Below are 16,171 nucleotides of genomic sequence, written 5' to 3'. Positions count from 1 at the left end.
TGTTAAAATTTCTACTATAATACTGGAGATAACAGCCGTGAAATAGACTCCTTGAGGCGAATTCCAAGCGATCGTTTATCATATAGCTTTTTCGTCATTTGTGTAGAATCTTCGATGTCAGCTTCAAATGCAGCAACTAGGCGTTGCGCTAGTCCAACATCATACAAGAAAGCATTTACTTCAAAGTTTAATCGAAAGCTTCGGACATCAATGTTTGCAGTACCAACTGAGGCAATCTTTCCGTCTACCACAATTGTTTTTGCGTGCAGAAATCCCTTTTGATACACATAAACGTCTGCTCCAGCGGATAATAAGTCACCAATATAGGAAAGTGTTGCCCAATAAACAAACGGATGATCTGGTTTGTTAGGAATCATAATTTTAACGTCTACCCCTGACAGTGCAGCGATTCGAAGTGCATCTCGGAGACTTTCATCTGGAATAAAATATGGAGTTTGGATGTAGACATATTCTTTTGCAGATAAAATCATTTTAATGTATCCGTTTTTAATTTGTTCCCAATCTGAATCTGGACCGGAGGAAACAATTTGAATACCAACATCTCCTCGAGGCTCAGCAGCATAGTATCGATCCTCATATAGGATATCGTTACGCGACGCTTGATTCCAGTCAAGAATAAAACGTGTTTGCATATTATGAACCGCATCACCACGAATTCTCAAATGGGTATCACGCCAGTAGCCAAATTTTTTATTCTTCCCTAAATATTCGTCTCCAATATTAAATCCACCAATATAACCTATTTTCCCATCAATAATGGCCAGCTTACGATGGTTTCGATAGTTTATTTTAAAATTGATTTTCGGAATTTTAGGTGGGAAAAATGCTTCGACAAGAATGCCCGCTTTTCGTAGTCGACGAATATACTTCGGTCTAAGCATACGTGACCCCATATCATCGTAAAGCACACGTACCTCTACCCCTTCATTCGCTTTTTTAATCAAAACTTCTGCAATTCGTTGTCCTAGCTGATCATGGCGGATAATATAGTAAAGCAGATGAATGTGATCCTTTGCTTTTTGTAAATCCTGTAGCAGTGATTCAAACTTCTCTTTACCATCTGTAAAAATATCAACCTGATTATCTTGAGTGAAAATCGCATCGTCATTTCTTAAATGTAAATAATACAAATCTTTATAAGCAACTAATTCCTTATGTTTAAACGCAAACGTATCTTCTTCAATTGCCCGAAGCTGTGATTGAACCGCTTTTTTAACACCTAGTCTGCTTTTCGTATCCCATGTAAAAATACGTCTTCTACTAATTGGTTTCCCAAAAATTAAGTAAAGAAAAAAACCCGCAATGGGAATAAAAAGCAATACCATCAACCATGCCCATGTGGAACTCGCATCTTTTCTTTCTAAAAAGATAATCGACATTCCTAAAGCAATGTTGAATACAATAATAGAACCTAATAGATAGGGCATGATATCCATACTTCCGTCTCCTTTCAACAAAACTCATATTCTTAATATAGCACAAAATGAATTTCTTCGTTACTACGATGGATATAAGGTATAATAACTGGTATGAATGAATGGAGAGCGGGTGAAGCGAATGCATCGGAAACATGCTTTAATTATTGGCGGAACAGGCATGTTACAAAATGTGTCACATTGGCTTGTAGCGCAAAACTACTTCTTATCTGTAATCAATCGCAACACACGTAATTTTGAAGCGATGAAAGCATCTAGTCCAGCTCCTGATCAGTTGTATAGCATTCGTGTGGATTATCATAATTATCGAGCACTTGAAGCGGGTGTCAAGAAAGCATTTTCCATACATGGTGCTCCAGAGCTAATCATTAGCTGGATACATTCTTCTGCCCCTTATGCATTGCCCACTATTATTCGTGAACGTGCGAATGATTCACTACCTTGGAAATTATTTCATGTCCAAGGTAGTTCTTCTTATTTTGTAAAAGAGCGTCTCACAGTGCCTGAAAATTGCACGTATAGACGGGTATATTTGGGATTCATTGTTGAAAATGAGCAATCACGCTGGTTAACGCATGATGAGATATCAGAAGGAGTTATGAAAGCGATTCGGACGGATGCCTCAGAAACGATTGTAGGAACACTTCAGCCTTGGAATAAACGCCCATGAAGCGAACAACTGGTGCTCGTCATGGGCTGTGTTTTTAAAAATTATTTATTTTTCGTTGAATCCAGCAGATACTGGCTCTTGTGTGGAAATCAGACGTAACGCTTGTTCTAAATCCGCCCAAATATCTTCCCACGCTTCCAATCCAACAGAAAGTCGAATGAGCTGATCCGTTATTCCCATATCAAGACGTGATGCTTCTGGAACAACCGCATGTGTCATTGTTGCTGGATGTTCGATTAGCGTTTCGGCATCACCAAGACTAACGGCAATTTTCACGAAAGAAAGTGCATTAAGCAATTGTTGTGCCGCTTTTTTCGTTCCTTTTATTTCAAAGGATAGCACGCCACCTCCACGTGTCATTTGTTTTTCTCGAATCGCATATTGAGCATGATTTTTATCGTCTGGATAATAAACAGCAGCAATGGTCGGATGCTGTTGCAGCTGGTTAAAAATTTGCATAGCATTATCACAATGACGATCCATTCGAATTGGTAACGTCTTTAATCCTCGAAGCAGTAGCCATGCATCAAATGGGGAAAGAACGCCTCCTATATCCTTCTGTGTGGTCATCGCTACTGAATCTAAAAATTCCTTTTTCCCAACAACTAAGCCAGCAATTACATCTCCGTGCCCACTAATATATTTCGTTGCACTATGAATAACAACATCACAGCCTAATTCAATTGGGCGCTGTAAATATGGTGATGCAAAGGTATTATCCACCACTACCGGAATACCATATTCCCTTGCAACCTCTACCACCAATTGCAGATCGATTAGTTGCATTGTCGGATTAATTGGTGTTTCTACATAAATACATACGGTTTCAGGTCGAATGCTTTTTCGGATTTCTTCTTTTGTTTGCATAGAAGAAAAATCATGTTCGATACCATACTTTTCTTGGAGCATGGTGAGCAAGCCAAATGTACAGCCATATAAGCCTGCCGAGCATAGTACATGGTCATTTGCTTTCGTCAACGCAATGAGCACTGCCGAAACTGCTGCCATTCCGGAAGAAAATGCTAACCCGCGTTCCCCGCCTTCTAATGCGGCTATCCTTTCTTCAAGCACCGTAACTGTCGGATTTCCTAACCTAGAGTATATATAGCCTGATTCCTCCCCTGCAAAGCGGCGTTCTCCTTGCTCTGCTGAATCAAACGTATAAGTCGATGTTTGAAAAATTGGTGTAGTGAGACTGCCAAGCATCTCCTTTGCAGTATAGCCTTCATGAATAACCGCTGTCTCCAAGTGCTTATATTTCCGATTCATCGAAAATTCCCCCTTGTCAAAAATAAATTTCTACTCTCATCTTATTCGAATTATCTCTATTTTGAAAGCGTTTTCTTTTTTAAGAAAAGATTCTCTTTTTGATTTTTTTTGCGATTCCCTCTAAAATGAGATTTATTTACATGAACTAAAATGAAAAAAATTAGAAGATAATTATTTTCCAAGATACAATGAACTTAATAAGACAACACAAAACTGGACCATTATCTAGGAATATCACGGAGCGTCCACAGGATTTGAACACATATTTAGTTACTTAAAACGAAAGGCAGTGGCTCCTGTGGGAAAAGCATAAGACTTGAGACTTCCGAGGAGGCTCAAGCCATGTTCGCTAAAAGCGTCTACCTATCGTGCAAAGTAACGGGTTTAAAACAATAGGCGAAAAAATAGTGCCAAAACATAATATATGAGGGGGATTAAAGATGGACCATCATAAAGAAAAAGCAGGAATCATTTATGCAGCGCTTGCTTATTTGATTTGGGGGTTCTTACCGATTTACTGGAAGTTACTTGACGAGGTTCCTGCTGGAGAAATTCTCGCACATCGGATTATTTGGTCTTTTCTATTTATGCTCATCATTTTAGTTAGCTTGAAAAAAGGACGTGCATTTATAAAAGAATGTCTCCTCATTATGCAAGATAGAAAAAAATTAGTCGGTATCCTGTTCGCCTCCATCTTTATTAGCTTAAATTGGCTCGCGTACATATGGGCAGTAAATAATAATCACGTGATTCAAGCAAGTCTTGGCTATTATATTAATCCTTTAGTGAGCGTTTTATTAGGCATCCTTTTCTTAAAAGAGCGATTAACAAGAAGGCAATTGCTGTCGGTTCTTTTAGCTACCGTCGGAGTAATCTATTTAACCTTTAGCTATGGCGTCTTTCCTTGGATTTCCTTATTACTTGCACTTACCTTTGGGCTTTATGGCTTATTGAAAAAAACGGTAGACATATCAGCAATGTACGGACTAACGTTAGAGACGATGCTTGTAACCCCAATAGCCATCATCTATCTCTTCCGTTTACCGAGCAATACGTTTAGTGAGACATTCCCATCCATGCCAACGGTCCTGTTAATGGGAGCCGGAATTGTTACTGCCATTCCGCTTTTACTTTTTGCAAGTGGTGCCAAACGCATCCCATTGGCCTTAGCAGGTTTTCTGCAATACATTGCACCAACGCTGATGCTAATTTTAGGTGTATTTGTGTACGATGAAACCTTCTCACAAGCACATCTAATTTCTTTCGCTCTCATATGGTTAGCACTCATTCTCTATCTTGGCTCCGTATATCGGCGGCCAACAAAGCGTCGTATCAGAGGGAGAGTCTAGAGCTCACCGGCATGTTTTTCTTTTTAAATACTGTCCGTTTTTAATCGTCGATTTATCTTCATAACGGGTAACTATAACTTGATGTTAAAAGACAGGATATTTGGGGAATTATATAATGGGATAGGTAGATAATTCAATCCTATAAACATAAGATAAAGAAAGAATACTTTAAGTATTGGTGTGGTTATGATGAAAAAGAATTTGCTTATTATATCCCTTTCGGTTGGCGTTGTGTTGATCGGGGTTGTATTATTCATGTATATTCGACATGAACAAGCGACTGAAAAAAAATTATCAGAGCTTAGTGAGCAATTACATGCAAACGAAAACAATGAGACAACAAAAAAAGAGCAAACAAACGAAACGAATAAACAGGCAGAAAATGAAACAGCCGAAGAAAATGAAAACAAACTTACAAATACAATAACAGAAGCTGTTAAAAAAACGGTCGATTTCTTCACCAATCAAGAGGTTAACATTGTTGCACTTGGAGATTCCCTTACTCAAGGAATAGGTGATTCATCTGAACAAGGCGGCTATGTCGGTTTAATCGAGCAATCGATTAATGAAACAAACAAAAAGGCACATGTCACGAACTTTGGTAAACGGGGCGATCGAACGGATCAGTTGTTAAAACGAATGGAAGACCCAAAGATTGCTACTTCTTTAAAGGAAGCAGATATTGTATTAATTACCATTGGCGCCAATGACATTATGCAAGTGTTAAAAGAAAATATAACAAATATAACTTATGAAGCCTTTGAAAAAGAACGCACAAACTATGAAAAGCGACTTCACGCTATTTTTAGTCTAATTCAAGCAAACAATAACCATGCAGAAGTATATTTACTTGGATTTTATAATCCATTCGAACGATATTTTCAAGAAATTAAAGAACTCAGCATGATCGTTAATGAGTGGAATAAAACGAGTAAAAAAGTAACTGAGCAATACAATCATACAACCTATATTCCGACAAAGGATTTATTTAACAGCAAAGAGAAAACACTTTTCGCTGCGGATCATTTCCACCCGAACCAACAGGGCTATCAACGAATGGCGCAACGTGTTCTTGAATATATAACAAATCGTGAAGAAAGGTGAGCCGAATGCCAAAGGAGAAAAAAAGAGCCAATTGGAAGAAACGCTTTTACATTTTGCTCACTGTAAATAGTTCGATTGTCGTTTTATTAACCACTTTGATATTGTGGCCAGTCGAAGAAGTGACAATCCCACAGGATATCGATGAGAATAAACAACCAAACTCAGAATTTTTTATTCGAACGACAAAAGAAAATTTAAATGAGCTTGTTAACGCTTATTTGGATGAATTACTCCAAGGCACAAAGCATCGTTATCGAATTACATTAGAGGACGATGTCCATTTGCAAGGTGAATTACCTGTATTCTCAAGTACTGTGCCACTTTCTGTTCATCTAGAACCATTTGTACAAAAAAATGGTGATGTTATTTTAAAGCAACGCTCCATCTCAATCGGATTGTTACAGCTACCGAACAAAAAAATTATGGAATATATGAAAAAATACTTACCAATGCCGGAATGGGTAACTGTCAATCCAAAGAAAGAAGAAATTTATGTAGCTGTTACAAAAATGGACATTAAAAGTAATTTCCATGTGAGTGTAGAGCATATTGATTTAGAAGCAAACAATCTTGCGCTTAAAATAAAGGTGCCTTATCAAACACTCGGAATTGATAGCCCTACTTTGGAGGAATAACGACACTAGCGCTCATGACTTAATGAAAAGCCATGAGCGCTTTTAATTCATTGCACATGATTTGATTATTCGTATACCTTCCCCATCTCGATTATTTTTCCCTTTACTGTTTGCACCAAATGATCTGGAGCCAACACTTTTGCTTGACTTCCCCACGTTAGGATCCAATTGATCAAACCTTCGGATAGCTTTGCCTTTGTGGATAAAACAAAATGTGCTTCATCTACTTGCTTAATTGAAGCATCTAAACCAAAACGATCTAATACAACATGAACTAGATCGATATGAAATTGGATTTTAATTCGGATTTCCTCACCAGCGAACATATGAAAGCTTTGGTCCACATATTCCTGCAGGTGAAATTCCTTCTTGGTGAACGTTTCGTCTGTTATTTGGATATTTCGAATACGGTCAAGACGATAATGACGCAATTCATCATTTTCTTGGAACCTTCCAATTAAATAATAATAGTCATTTTGCCAGATGAGTGCATATGGTTCTACAAAATAAAGCGCCCCATCTCGTCCAAATACAAATTCCTTATTCACATTAAATCTACCATATTGATATGCTAATACATGTGAACTAGCAATCGCTCGATGAATATGATCGATGTTCAGCTTGACCATTTCATAATCCTGGTTACTAGATAAATGAAACAAAAATGGCTCTGGCAACGTTTTTGCAATATGCTTACTCGTTAGCTTTTTCACCTTTTCAATCAAATGCTTTTTCTCCTTCGGTGTAATAAAACGAGCAGATAAAATGGCATCAATAATTAAGCGTAGCTGGTAGGTTTCAAACAGCCTTGCTTGATGACTATATAGCTTCTTTCCATACTTCCCCTTGTTTTCAACAATTTCAAAATTAAGCGTATCCAAAACTTCAAGATCCTTTTTTATCGTACGATTATCACAAAGTACCTCTGGCGCATAATATTGAAGCTTGTCCTTTATTTGCTGCATTCCAAGTTCATTATCATCATCTGTTTCATGAAACAAGAGCTCTCGCAGCTTCAACATCCGATAACTATTCATGCGTTCCATTCTATTCACACCCCACCATTTGTAAGCGCTTTATTATTCATTGTAAAAAAAGAACCATTTAGCTAGGAAAATGGTTCCAGATTATTTCATTACAAATTGTTTTACTTTGTTTGATAAGAAAAAAATAAATGATTGCTTTCGTAAAATAGATGGACTGCTCACTTCAGTTCCATAAGAATAAAATTCTAGCTTGCCCTGATAAATCAATTCCATGCCAGCTTGCTCGCGAATATCTGCTGGTGTTACAAAGCAGCTTGGCTTTGATACTTGAAATGTCTCACTATCCTTCATAACCCTAGCTACAAATTGCGAGCAAAAAAGCGCATATTCCCGATTAATTTCAATATTTAATAAAAATCCGATTAATCCTATAAAATTATATTTGTATTTGTTTTGCTCTGCTTCAATCGCCTTAATATTGGATATAACTTTTTCATAATCTTTGTCGGATAACCGATACTTAAAAATGGCGCAAGAAGCTTTCTTCAAAAAATCTCCCCGAATATCTTCTCTAACAAAACCACCACTAAATGGATTGCTTGGTTGCTTCCGTCCGAAACTATATACATCCTTTAATTCCGGATCAAACCCGATTGAAACATGATTTAAAGATTTATTCGTGAAGTAGTTAATTGTCCGTGATAAGTAGGTACCTGTATCTGTAAAAAGAAAATAAATCGTCCTCTCTCCCATAACACTCCTCCAGCATTCCCCAATTTAAAAGACTTCTATATTACAACGAATAGACGATTTTTCTTTTTCCTTCATTGCAATATTCATATATTTCTACCTCTTCTTTCCATCATTATACTTCTATTAGCAATAAAAATATAGGGTTTCTTCAATTATATGTTTGTTTTAGCATTGACGAAACGTTGTTTATCCCGTAAGCTTGCTTTGATTACATTTATTTTGATGGAGGAAAGTCGAACATAATGATAACTGTTTCTAATGTGAGTTTACGATATGGTGATAAAAAACTATTTGAAGATGTGAATTTAAAATTTACCCCAGGAAATTGCTATGGTGTTATTGGAGCAAACGGGGCAGGGAAATCTACATTCTTAAAGATTTTATCTGGTGAAATAGATGCTCAATCTGGTCATGTTTCCATTTCTCCGGGACAACGACTTGCCGTTTTAAAGCAGGATCACTTTGCTTTTGAGGAACATCAGGTGCTAGATACTGTATTAATGGGACATGAAAAATTATATGCCGTTAAACAAGAGAAGGATGCTATTTATATGAAAGCTGATTTCTCTGAAGAAGACGGTATGCGTGCAGCCGAGCTAGAAGGCGAATTTGCCGAAATGAATGGATGGGAAGCTGAATCGGATGCAGCTATTCTCTTGAAAGGGCTTGGCATTGGGGAAGAACTCCATACCAAAGTAATGGCTGATTTAAGTGGAGATCAAAAGGTAAAGGTGCTTCTTGCACAAACGCTTTTTGGAAATCCTGATATTTTGCTATTGGATGAGCCTACAAACGGGCTTGATATTCAAGCGATTCAATGGCTTGAGGAATTCCTTATTAACTTTGAAAATACCGTTATTGTCGTTTCGCACGACCGACACTTTTTAAATAAGGTATGTACACATATTGCAGATGTTGATTTTGGGAAGATCGAAATTTATATAGGAAACTATGACTTCTGGTATGAATCAAGTCAATTAGCAGCAAGAATGGCTCAGGAGCAAAACAAGAAAAAAGAAGATAAAATAAAAGAGCTTCAAGCATTTATTGCGCGTTTTAGTGCAAATGCATCGAAGTCAAAGCAAGCAACATCTCGTAAAAAGCTACTTGAGAATATTACATTGGATGATATTAAGCCATCCTCACGACGCTATCCATATATCGCCTTTACACCAGAACGAGAAATCGGAAATGATTTACTCTTAGTTGACGGATTAAGCAAAACAATTGGCGGCAAACAAGTTCTCCATAATGTTAGCTTTACGTTGAATAAAGATGACAAGGTTGCGTTCGTTGGAAAAGATGATATCGCTAAAACAACCTTATTCAAAATTTTAATGGGTGAGATGGAGCCTGACGCTGGAACGTTTAAATGGGGAGTAACAACCTCACAATCATATTTCCCGAAGGATAATAGTGCGTTTTTCGAAAGAAGCGATTTATCTCTTGTTGACTGGCTACGCCAATTTTCTCCACAAGATGAAACCGAATCGTTTCTACGAGGCTTTCTCGGTCGTATGTTATTTTCCGGAGAGGAAGCACTCAAAAAAGCAAATGTACTTTCCGGTGGAGAAAAGGTACGTTGCATGCTTTCTAAGATGATGCTTTCTAATGCAAATGTGCTTCTATTAGACGAGCCTACGAACCACCTTGATTTAGAATCAATTACAGCATTAAATAATGGGTTAATGAAATTCAAAGGCTCTATTTTATTTACCTCTCATGATCACCAATTTATCAATAGTATTGCAAATCGCTTGATTGAAATTACACCAAATGGATTAATCGATAAAGAGATGAGCTATGATGAGTATGTTAGCGATCGTGAGCTACAGAAAAAAATAACAAGCATGTACCAATAATAAAAAGAAGCCAGGCCAAATCCCTAAAATAAAAAAAGTCAGATCGTTCATCTAGTGATGGATGATCTGACTTTTTGTTATGAATAGGATAATCGTTTCTTTTCTTGCCAATCACTGATATTCACTTCTACTGCAGGAGCTTCCTTTCCGCGGACACTGCTCCATCCTCTCTTGCAATTGCTCATTAAACAATTGTAGAATGAACTCTTTAACCTAGTTTTACCGCTAATTTATCTAGCATATCCTTTGTCATTGCATCTAGATTATATTCCGCCTTAAAGCCCCACTCCTTTTGTGCAGCTGAGGCATCAATACTGTTCGGCCAGCTTTCGGCAATTTTTTGTCTTACTGGATCTACTTGATAATCCATTTGAAATTCAGGAATATACGTTTTAATCGCAGCAGCAAAATCTTCTGGCGCAGCTGAAATCGCAGCTATATTAAATGCATTTCGATGCTGAAGCTTGGATGCATCTGCCTCCATAAGCTGTACGATTGAATGTAACGCGTCTGGCATATACATCATATCCATGTAAGTGCCTTCTCCGATAAAGGATGTATACGCCTTATTTTTTATCGCTTCATAGTAAATTTCCACCGCATAATCTGTTGTTCCTCCGCCTGGTGGTGCAACATACGATATAAGCCCTGGAAAGCGGACACCACGCGTATCTACTCCAAAACGGTCATAATAATAATCACAAAGCAATTCACCAGCTACTTTGTTAACACCATACATGGTCGTTGGGCGCTGTAATGTATCCTGTGGTGTGTTGTTTTTTGGCGTTGATGGGCCAAAAGCACCGATTGAGCTAGGCGTAAAAAATTGTAATTCTAACTCTCTAGCTACTTCCAAGGCATTCATTAAACCGCCCATATTAATATCCCATGCTTTTTGAGGCATTTCTTCTGCTTTCGCAGACAAAAGGGCCGCTAAATGCATGATAGTGTCTACGTTATATGCTTTTGCAACCTCATGCAGACGCTTCGCATCGGTTACATCAACAATTTCAAACGGGCCGTCCTGCTCTCCTTTGCGGATATCTGTACCAATTACATTATCTGTACCATATATACTACGTAGGTGTGTCATAAGCTCTGAACCGATTTGACCTAGTGCCCCAGTAATTAGTATTTTTTTCATGTAAAAACCTCTCTCGATATATAAAATGTTTTCTATCTATTCCGTTCTATATAAAATCGGAAGCTTATTAAAAAGCAAGCTTACTTTAGAAAAAAGAAGCTACAAATCAATCCAAATGGAAAGCAGGTTGTTAAATTATGCCCATTTCTTTCCCTACTTTTTCATAAATAGCAATTGCTTCATCAAGCATTTCCTTCGTATGAGCAGCAGTCGGCATATTTCGAACTCTTCCAGTCCCTTGTGGAACGGTTGGGAAAACAATAGATTTTGCATAGACCCCTTCCTCAAACAACCGTTTACTAAATTCCTGTGCAGCTTTTTCTTCGCCAATAATGCATGGGGTAATCGGTGTTTCGCTTTCACCAATATCAAATCCAAGCTTTTTGAGTCCTTCTTTTAAATAGCGGCCATTTTCCCAAAGCTTATCATGTAATTCTGTGCTTTCCATCAATAATTCAATTGCTTTTCTACTTGCAGCTGCATCTGCAGGCGAAACAGCAGTAGAAAAAAGGAACGGACGAGAACGAACCTTTAGCCAATCAATTAAGTTAGACTTTCCAGCTACATATCCTCCAATAACGCCAATCGCTTTAGATAATGTACCCATTTGAAAATCTACTTTATCTTGAAGACCAAAATGCTTCACTGTCCCAGCACCTTTTCCAGTAACACCAGACCCATGTGCATCATCCACATACGTTATGAGGTCAAACTCTTCGGCAATTTCCACAATTTCCGGTAGCTTTGCAATGTCTCCATCCATCGAAAAGACACCATCCGTAATGACCATTATTTTGTTATATTGTCCAGACTCTACAGCTGCTTTTGCTTTTTCATGCAGATCAGCCATGTCCGAATGATTAAAACGAATAATCTTCGCCTTCGATAATCGGCAGCCATCAATAATCGATGCATGATTTAATTCATCTGACAATATCGCGTCATGCTTATCCATAACTGCAGATATTGCTGCCATATTACAATTAAATCCTGATTGATAAGCGATTGCTGCTTCTGTTCCTTTAAACTGAGCAATTTTCTTCTCGAGTGCGATATGAAGGTCTAATGTACCATTAATGGTACGCACAGCTCCTGCTCCTACACCATGAGAGTCTACCGCTGCCTTTGCTACTTCCTTTAACCGAGCATCTGTTGCTAAACCTAAATAATTGTTTGACGATAAATTAATAAGTTTTTTTCCGGTAATTGTAATTTGTGGCCCATTTGCTCCTTGTACCGGATCAATTTCATTATATAACCCACGTTGTTTTAAATCGGCAATATTTTCATTTAAAAAAGAATCTAACGTCTTACTTGTCATTTCCTACTACCTCCTCTTATAATGTAAGCGCTTCATATACACTTGTCCTTCTCATGTGTACAATATAGAATAGCAAGCGTTTATTTTATTTATATTCTATCATATTACACGAATAATGTTTATTGCAAAAGAACACGTTTCATAAGACAAGTATTCGATGTTAGTATGGATGTAGAGAAACAGTTCATACGTAAAAAAGTCCATTTAAAGCCCAGAGCTACAAAATTTCCCGATAACTGGTAGAAGTGGTTGGTTTCGTTTTAATTCGGAATATTTACCACTGTAATTCCCTCAAAAAATAATGGAGAATGCATGCAACCTTTATTATAATTTTCTTAGTGCTTATAAGGAGGATAAATTAATGAAAAGATGGTTATTGGCATTTTTCATTCTGTTCATTATTGGCTTTAGTATTATCGGATTTACACAAACGTCAACAAAGTTACAAATTAAATCACCAAACACGCCAACCATTTCCGTTCAATCTTAAAATCTATACATGATATAGAAAAGGGAAAGGATCATCAATGACCCTTTCCCTTTATTGCTGACGCGAATTATTTACTTAACAATCGTTACATTTACTTTTTTAACGCCCCAATTATATGCTTCTTTTTTTGTTGGAACGTGAATATCGATTTTATGCCCTTTAATAGCGCCACCGATATCTGCTGCAGTTGCATAACCATAACCTTCTACATACACTTCTGATCCTAACGGAATGACATTTGGATCAACAGCGATTACCTTCGCATTTGGATTTGCATTTAAATCAATTCCAGTAGACGTAATCCCTGAACATCCATCACATTTTGCGGTGTATGCAGTTGCGGTAACAGAAATTGTTTTTCCTTCTGGTGCCTCGCTTGCATTACTTGTTTTTTGTTTAGCTTGTTCGTTAACCTCTTTAGCAGCGGTTGACTTACTTGCTTTTTCAATTTCTGTTGCTGACTTGTCCTGCTCTGGAACATTTACTCCTTTAATTTCAAGTTCCTGACCAATAACGATCAAATCGGATTTTAAGTTGTTCCACTTTTTTAAATCCTTAACAGATACATCAAATTGCTTACCAATTGCAGTCAATGTATCTCCTCTTACTACCACATAAGTCTCATTAATAAATAGTTTTTGATTTGGTTGTATAACTGTAGTATCTAACTCATTTATTTTAACTAACTCATCTACGGTAGTATTATACGCCTCTGCTATTGCCCAGAGCGTATCTCCTTTTTGTACATTATATTCTTCCGCTGAAACATTCGTTACAGCTGCGCCAGCAATAATGACACCTGTAGCTATTGTCGCTACCATTTTCTTCATAGGTAGTCCCTCCTTAAATTCTGACATTGCCTATCGTACCATAGAAAGATAGACAACGAATTTACAAGACTTTTAAAAGTCCATTACAAGGATTACCTAAAAAACGAATATTTATTACAAAAATAATAGATTTGTGACAATATTACTAGATGATGACAGATATTAGGATCTATTACACCATTTCGTCATACTATTCCTAGTAACACGCTCGTAGGCAAACGTGTTTTACAATAAATACCATGACCAAAATAAAATGCCCGCATAATATGCGAGCATTTTATCAATTATCAAATCTATTACTCTGCTACAGCTGGCTTTTCTTCTGTTACCCCAACCTGATATCTTGCTTCTTTTACTTTTTCAACAGCGATATCCCAGTTTGTAATTCTGTTATTTACTGGAACTAACACAGAGCGATAAAGTGTTGGGAATACAGGAATTTCTTCTACCATTAACTCCTGCCATTCTTTATAAACATTTTGACGATACTCTACATCAAATGCTTTTTCAGATAAGCCTTCTTCTAACAGGCGATCATTTTCTTCACTAGCAAAGCGTGAGAAGTTAAACATTGCTTCCTGTCCATACAATCCAGATGGATCAACATCGTATCCAACGCCCCATGCACCTTGATAAACATCAACCTTAGGGTCGTCATTTCCACCATTTCCTACGCGGTCATAGAAGGTTTCAAATTCCTGTAAACGTCCATCTAATAACTCTACCTTTAAACCTACATTTTCCCAAGCTTGAATGTAATATTTTGCTAACGGCTCTGCAGTGTCACCACCAGACATAGAGGCAAAATTGATAACTAGTTCTTCCCCATCTGGTGTTTCACGGAAGCCGTCATCATTTGTATCCTTGTATCCTGCTTCTTCTAAAATTTCCTTTGCTTTTTCAGGATCATAGGTTGGTGCTTCCACATCATCTGCATGATATGCAGGGTGGGATGGTGGAATTAACGTATTTGCAGCCCAGCGCAATCCATTATAAAACTTTTTACCAACAGCATCATTATCTACTGCATACCACATTGCTTTTCGTAGATTCACATCACCCATTTTTGCATCTGGATTCGGTTTTACTTTTTTCTCTTTTTTATCCCATGTTCCAAGCTTAAAACCAATATACGTATATGCTAGATCAACTTGACCTAAGAACTCTACATTCGACATATTCGCATTGTCAGGGAATTGATCCACTGGGAAGCTATCAACAAAGTCGACTGTCCCTTTTTCTAATTCCTGTACGACTGTTGAAGGAGATACAACCTTTAGCGTGAGCTTGTCAAGATTTGGTTCCCCTCTCCAATAGTCTTCATACTTCGAATAAACAACGGATTCACCTGGCACAATTGTTTCCACCTTGTATGGACCAAATCCGATTGGGTTTTTACGAACTGCATCTGATTCCGGCATTTTTTCCACTGGAATATCCTTGAAAATATGCTTTGGTAAAGCATATGGCCAAATTCCACCTGTAAGTAAGGATGGCGTTGACTTGATGTACGTAATCTTTAACGTCTTCTCGTCAATTACTTCAATACCAGAGATGCTATCTGCTTCCCCATTATGGAATTCTTCCATTCCTTCAATGTTTCTAAATGAGGAATCATAACGCACACCTGGATAATCTGGGTTAGCAATTACTTCATGTGCAAAAGCCCAGTCTTCTGCTTTCACTGGCTCACCATCATGCCAATTCACATTATCTTTAATCTTAAATGTAAAAATACGTCCATCTTCTACCTCATAGGTCGCTGCTCCATCCTTGGTATAATTATAGTTTTCATCAACATCTAATAATGACTCATCAAACCAAGCAATAACTTCTGCATCTGGCGCTCCATCATAAAAGTTCCAGTTTAAAGTTCCTTTAAATGGATCAGAGGTAACAAGCCCAAAAGTAGCCTCTCCACCTTCAATCGCTTCTCCAGTATTTGAAGTAGCTGTTTTGAAATCATCGATAGAATATAGGTTATCTTCTTTTTCGCCTTTTTTCTCTTCCTGCTTTCCTTCCCGTCTCCTTTAGCATCGCCTCCAGAGTCATTGCTACAAGCAACAAGCGCCAGCATTAAAACGAGCATTATTGCAAATAGCAGCTTTCCTACCCTTGTCTTTTTCATTCATGTACCCTCCCTTTTTATTCCTTACACTTTTATTTGTACCTCACCTCTCGCTCGATTGAGGTGGTGAGAAAACAAATCAATTAGTAGTCCTGTTACTTGTAATGATTCGCTCCTCCCGCCTCACCCCCTTAACTTGTTTTTTTGTCTTCTTACATTTATATAAGCATTAT

Annotated in this window: 15 protein-coding genes; 6 read left to right on the top strand and 9 right to left on the bottom strand. The window is 37.6% G+C overall.

What is annotated here, in order from left to right:
• Positions 1 to 14: 14 nt before the first annotated feature.
• Entirely contained in the window at positions 15 to 1,457 is a 1,443-nt protein-coding gene (gene cls / locus SPK86_RS08775; protein WP_284140193.1) for a cardiolipin synthase, read from the bottom strand.
• 121 nt (positions 1,458 to 1,578) lie between these two features.
• On the opposite strand from cls, the gene SPK86_RS08770 reads away from it, so the two are divergent.
• Positions 1,579 to 2,127: a short-chain dehydrogenase gene (locus tag SPK86_RS08770; RefSeq protein ID WP_284140194.1), complete on the top strand. Its 549-nt coding sequence runs from the start codon at positions 1,579 to 1,581 to the stop codon at positions 2,125 to 2,127.
• Between the two features lie 45 nt (positions 2,128 to 2,172).
• Here the strand turns inward: SPK86_RS08770 and megL are convergent, their stop codons facing one another.
• Positions 2,173 to 3,396 carry a methionine gamma-lyase gene (gene megL, locus SPK86_RS08765; protein WP_284140195.1) on the bottom strand — a complete coding sequence of 408 codons (1,224 nt, stop codon included), beginning with the start codon at positions 3,394 to 3,396 and terminating at the stop codon, positions 2,173 to 2,175.
• Between the two features lie 440 nt (positions 3,397 to 3,836).
• Here megL and rarD point away from each other — a divergent pair, with 440 nt between their 5' ends.
• The 3 genes from rarD (at position 3,837) to SPK86_RS08750 (ending at position 6,484) form a co-directional block, all read left to right on the top strand.
• Entirely contained in the window at positions 3,837 to 4,745 is a 909-nt protein-coding gene (gene rarD, locus SPK86_RS08760) for an EamA family transporter RarD (protein ID WP_284140196.1), read from the top strand.
• Between the two features lie 186 nt (positions 4,746 to 4,931).
• Positions 4,932 to 5,849, top strand: coding sequence for an SGNH/GDSL hydrolase family protein (locus SPK86_RS08755; protein WP_330949125.1), 918 nt, complete (start codon positions 4,932 to 4,934; stop codon positions 5,847 to 5,849).
• A 5-nt stretch (positions 5,850 to 5,854) separates the two neighbouring features.
• On the top strand, positions 5,855 to 6,484 hold the full coding sequence (locus SPK86_RS08750) for a YpmS family protein (protein WP_284140198.1): 630 nt from the start codon (positions 5,855 to 5,857) through the stop codon (positions 6,482 to 6,484).
• A 65-nt stretch (positions 6,485 to 6,549) separates the two neighbouring features.
• Here SPK86_RS08750 and SPK86_RS08745 read toward each other — a convergent pair whose 3' ends face one another.
• Positions 6,550 to 7,530, bottom strand: coding sequence for a helix-turn-helix transcriptional regulator (locus tag SPK86_RS08745; RefSeq protein ID WP_284140199.1), 981 nt, complete (start codon positions 7,528 to 7,530; stop codon positions 6,550 to 6,552).
• A gap of 81 nt (positions 7,531 to 7,611) precedes the next feature.
• Complete coding sequence (locus tag SPK86_RS08740; protein ID WP_284140200.1) at positions 7,612 to 8,223, bottom strand: hypothetical protein; 612 nt, start codon at positions 8,221 to 8,223, stop codon at positions 7,612 to 7,614.
• Positions 8,224 to 8,465: 242 nt separating this feature from the next.
• Between SPK86_RS08740 and SPK86_RS08735 the strand changes: the two genes are divergently transcribed.
• On the top strand, positions 8,466 to 10,085 hold the full coding sequence (locus tag SPK86_RS08735) for an ABC-F family ATP-binding cassette domain-containing protein (RefSeq protein WP_284140201.1): 1,620 nt from the start codon (positions 8,466 to 8,468) through the stop codon (positions 10,083 to 10,085).
• A gap of 208 nt (positions 10,086 to 10,293) precedes the next feature.
• On the opposite strand, the gene SPK86_RS08730 is transcribed toward SPK86_RS08735, so the two are convergent.
• Both SPK86_RS08730 and SPK86_RS08725 read right to left on the bottom strand, forming a co-directional pair.
• Positions 10,294 to 11,229, bottom strand: a complete 936-nt coding sequence (locus SPK86_RS08730; RefSeq protein WP_330949124.1) for an L-threonine 3-dehydrogenase — start codon at positions 11,227 to 11,229, stop codon at positions 10,294 to 10,296.
• Positions 11,230 to 11,359: 130 nt separating this feature from the next.
• A complete protein-coding gene (locus tag SPK86_RS08725) occupies positions 11,360 to 12,550 on the bottom strand; it encodes a glycine C-acetyltransferase (RefSeq protein WP_330949123.1) in 1,191 nt (396 codons plus the stop codon).
• 361 nt (positions 12,551 to 12,911) lie between these two features.
• Between SPK86_RS08725 and SPK86_RS08720 the strand changes: the two genes are divergently transcribed.
• Positions 12,912 to 13,040, top strand: coding sequence for a hypothetical protein (locus tag SPK86_RS08720; protein ID WP_284140204.1), 129 nt, complete (start codon positions 12,912 to 12,914; stop codon positions 13,038 to 13,040).
• Between the two features lie 71 nt (positions 13,041 to 13,111).
• Here the strand turns inward: SPK86_RS08720 and SPK86_RS08715 are convergent, their stop codons facing one another.
• The 3 genes from SPK86_RS08715 to SPK86_RS08705 all read right to left on the bottom strand — a co-directional run bounded on the left by SPK86_RS08715 (position 13,112) and on the right by SPK86_RS08705 (position 15,998).
• A complete protein-coding gene (locus tag SPK86_RS08715) occupies positions 13,112 to 13,870 on the bottom strand; it encodes a 3D domain-containing protein (protein WP_284140205.1) in 759 nt (252 codons plus the stop codon).
• A 296-nt stretch (positions 13,871 to 14,166) separates the two neighbouring features.
• Positions 14,167 to 15,840: an oligopeptide ABC transporter substrate-binding protein gene (gene opp4A, locus SPK86_RS08710; protein ID WP_330949142.1), complete on the bottom strand. Its 1,674-nt coding sequence runs from the start codon at positions 15,838 to 15,840 to the stop codon at positions 14,167 to 14,169.
• The gene (locus tag SPK86_RS08705) at positions 15,738 to 15,998 is read right to left on the bottom strand and encodes a hypothetical protein (protein WP_330949121.1); all 261 of its coding nucleotides are present in this window, start codon (positions 15,996 to 15,998) and stop codon (positions 15,738 to 15,740) included. Before SPK86_RS08705 ends, opp4A begins: the two co-directional genes overlap by 103 nt.
• Between the last annotated feature and the right edge of the window lie 173 nt (positions 15,999 to 16,171).

Source organism: Virgibacillus sp. MG-45, assembly GCF_036409425.1.
Taxonomy (GTDB): domain Bacteria; phylum Bacillota; class Bacilli; order Bacillales; family Amphibacillaceae; genus LDC-1.
Note: the sequence above shows the minus strand (reverse complement) of the source record. Positions and strands in the feature narration are given on the sequence as shown.

Bases quoted from the DNA above. Each gene is read 5' to 3' on its own strand.
- rarD (WP_284140196.1), top strand. From the start codon at position 3,837: ATGGACCATCATAAAGAAAAAGCAGGAATCATTTATGCAGCGCTTGCT.
- SPK86_RS08750 (WP_284140198.1), top strand. From the start codon at position 5,855: ATGCCAAAGGAGAAAAAAAGAGCCAATTGGAAGAAACGCTTTTACATT.
- SPK86_RS08720 (WP_284140204.1), top strand. From the start codon at position 12,912: ATGAAAAGATGGTTATTGGCATTTTTCATTCTGTTCATTATTGGCTTT.
- SPK86_RS08740 (WP_284140200.1), bottom strand. From the start codon at position 8,223: ATGGGAGAGAGGACGATTTATTTTCTTTTTACAGATACAGGTACCTAC.
- SPK86_RS08735 (WP_284140201.1), top strand. From the start codon at position 8,466: ATGATAACTGTTTCTAATGTGAGTTTACGATATGGTGATAAAAAACTA.
- SPK86_RS08730 (WP_330949124.1), bottom strand. From the start codon at position 11,229: ATGAAAAAAATACTAATTACTGGGGCACTAGGTCAAATCGGTTCAGAG.
- SPK86_RS08770 (WP_284140194.1), top strand. From the start codon at position 1,579: ATGCATCGGAAACATGCTTTAATTATTGGCGGAACAGGCATGTTACAA.
- SPK86_RS08725 (WP_330949123.1), bottom strand. From the start codon at position 12,550: ATGACAAGTAAGACGTTAGATTCTTTTTTAAATGAAAATATTGCCGAT.
- cls (WP_284140193.1), bottom strand. From the start codon at position 1,457: ATGGATATCATGCCCTATCTATTAGGTTCTATTATTGTATTCAACATT.
- SPK86_RS08755 (WP_330949125.1), top strand. From the start codon at position 4,932: ATGATGAAAAAGAATTTGCTTATTATATCCCTTTCGGTTGGCGTTGTG.
- SPK86_RS08705 (WP_330949121.1), bottom strand. From the start codon at position 15,998: ATGAAAAAGACAAGGGTAGGAAAGCTGCTATTTGCAATAATGCTCGTT.
- SPK86_RS08745 (WP_284140199.1), bottom strand. From the start codon at position 7,530: ATGGAACGCATGAATAGTTATCGGATGTTGAAGCTGCGAGAGCTCTTG.
- megL (WP_284140195.1), bottom strand. From the start codon at position 3,396: ATGAATCGGAAATATAAGCACTTGGAGACAGCGGTTATTCATGAAGGC.
- SPK86_RS08715 (WP_284140205.1), bottom strand. From the start codon at position 13,870: ATGAAGAAAATGGTAGCGACAATAGCTACAGGTGTCATTATTGCTGGC.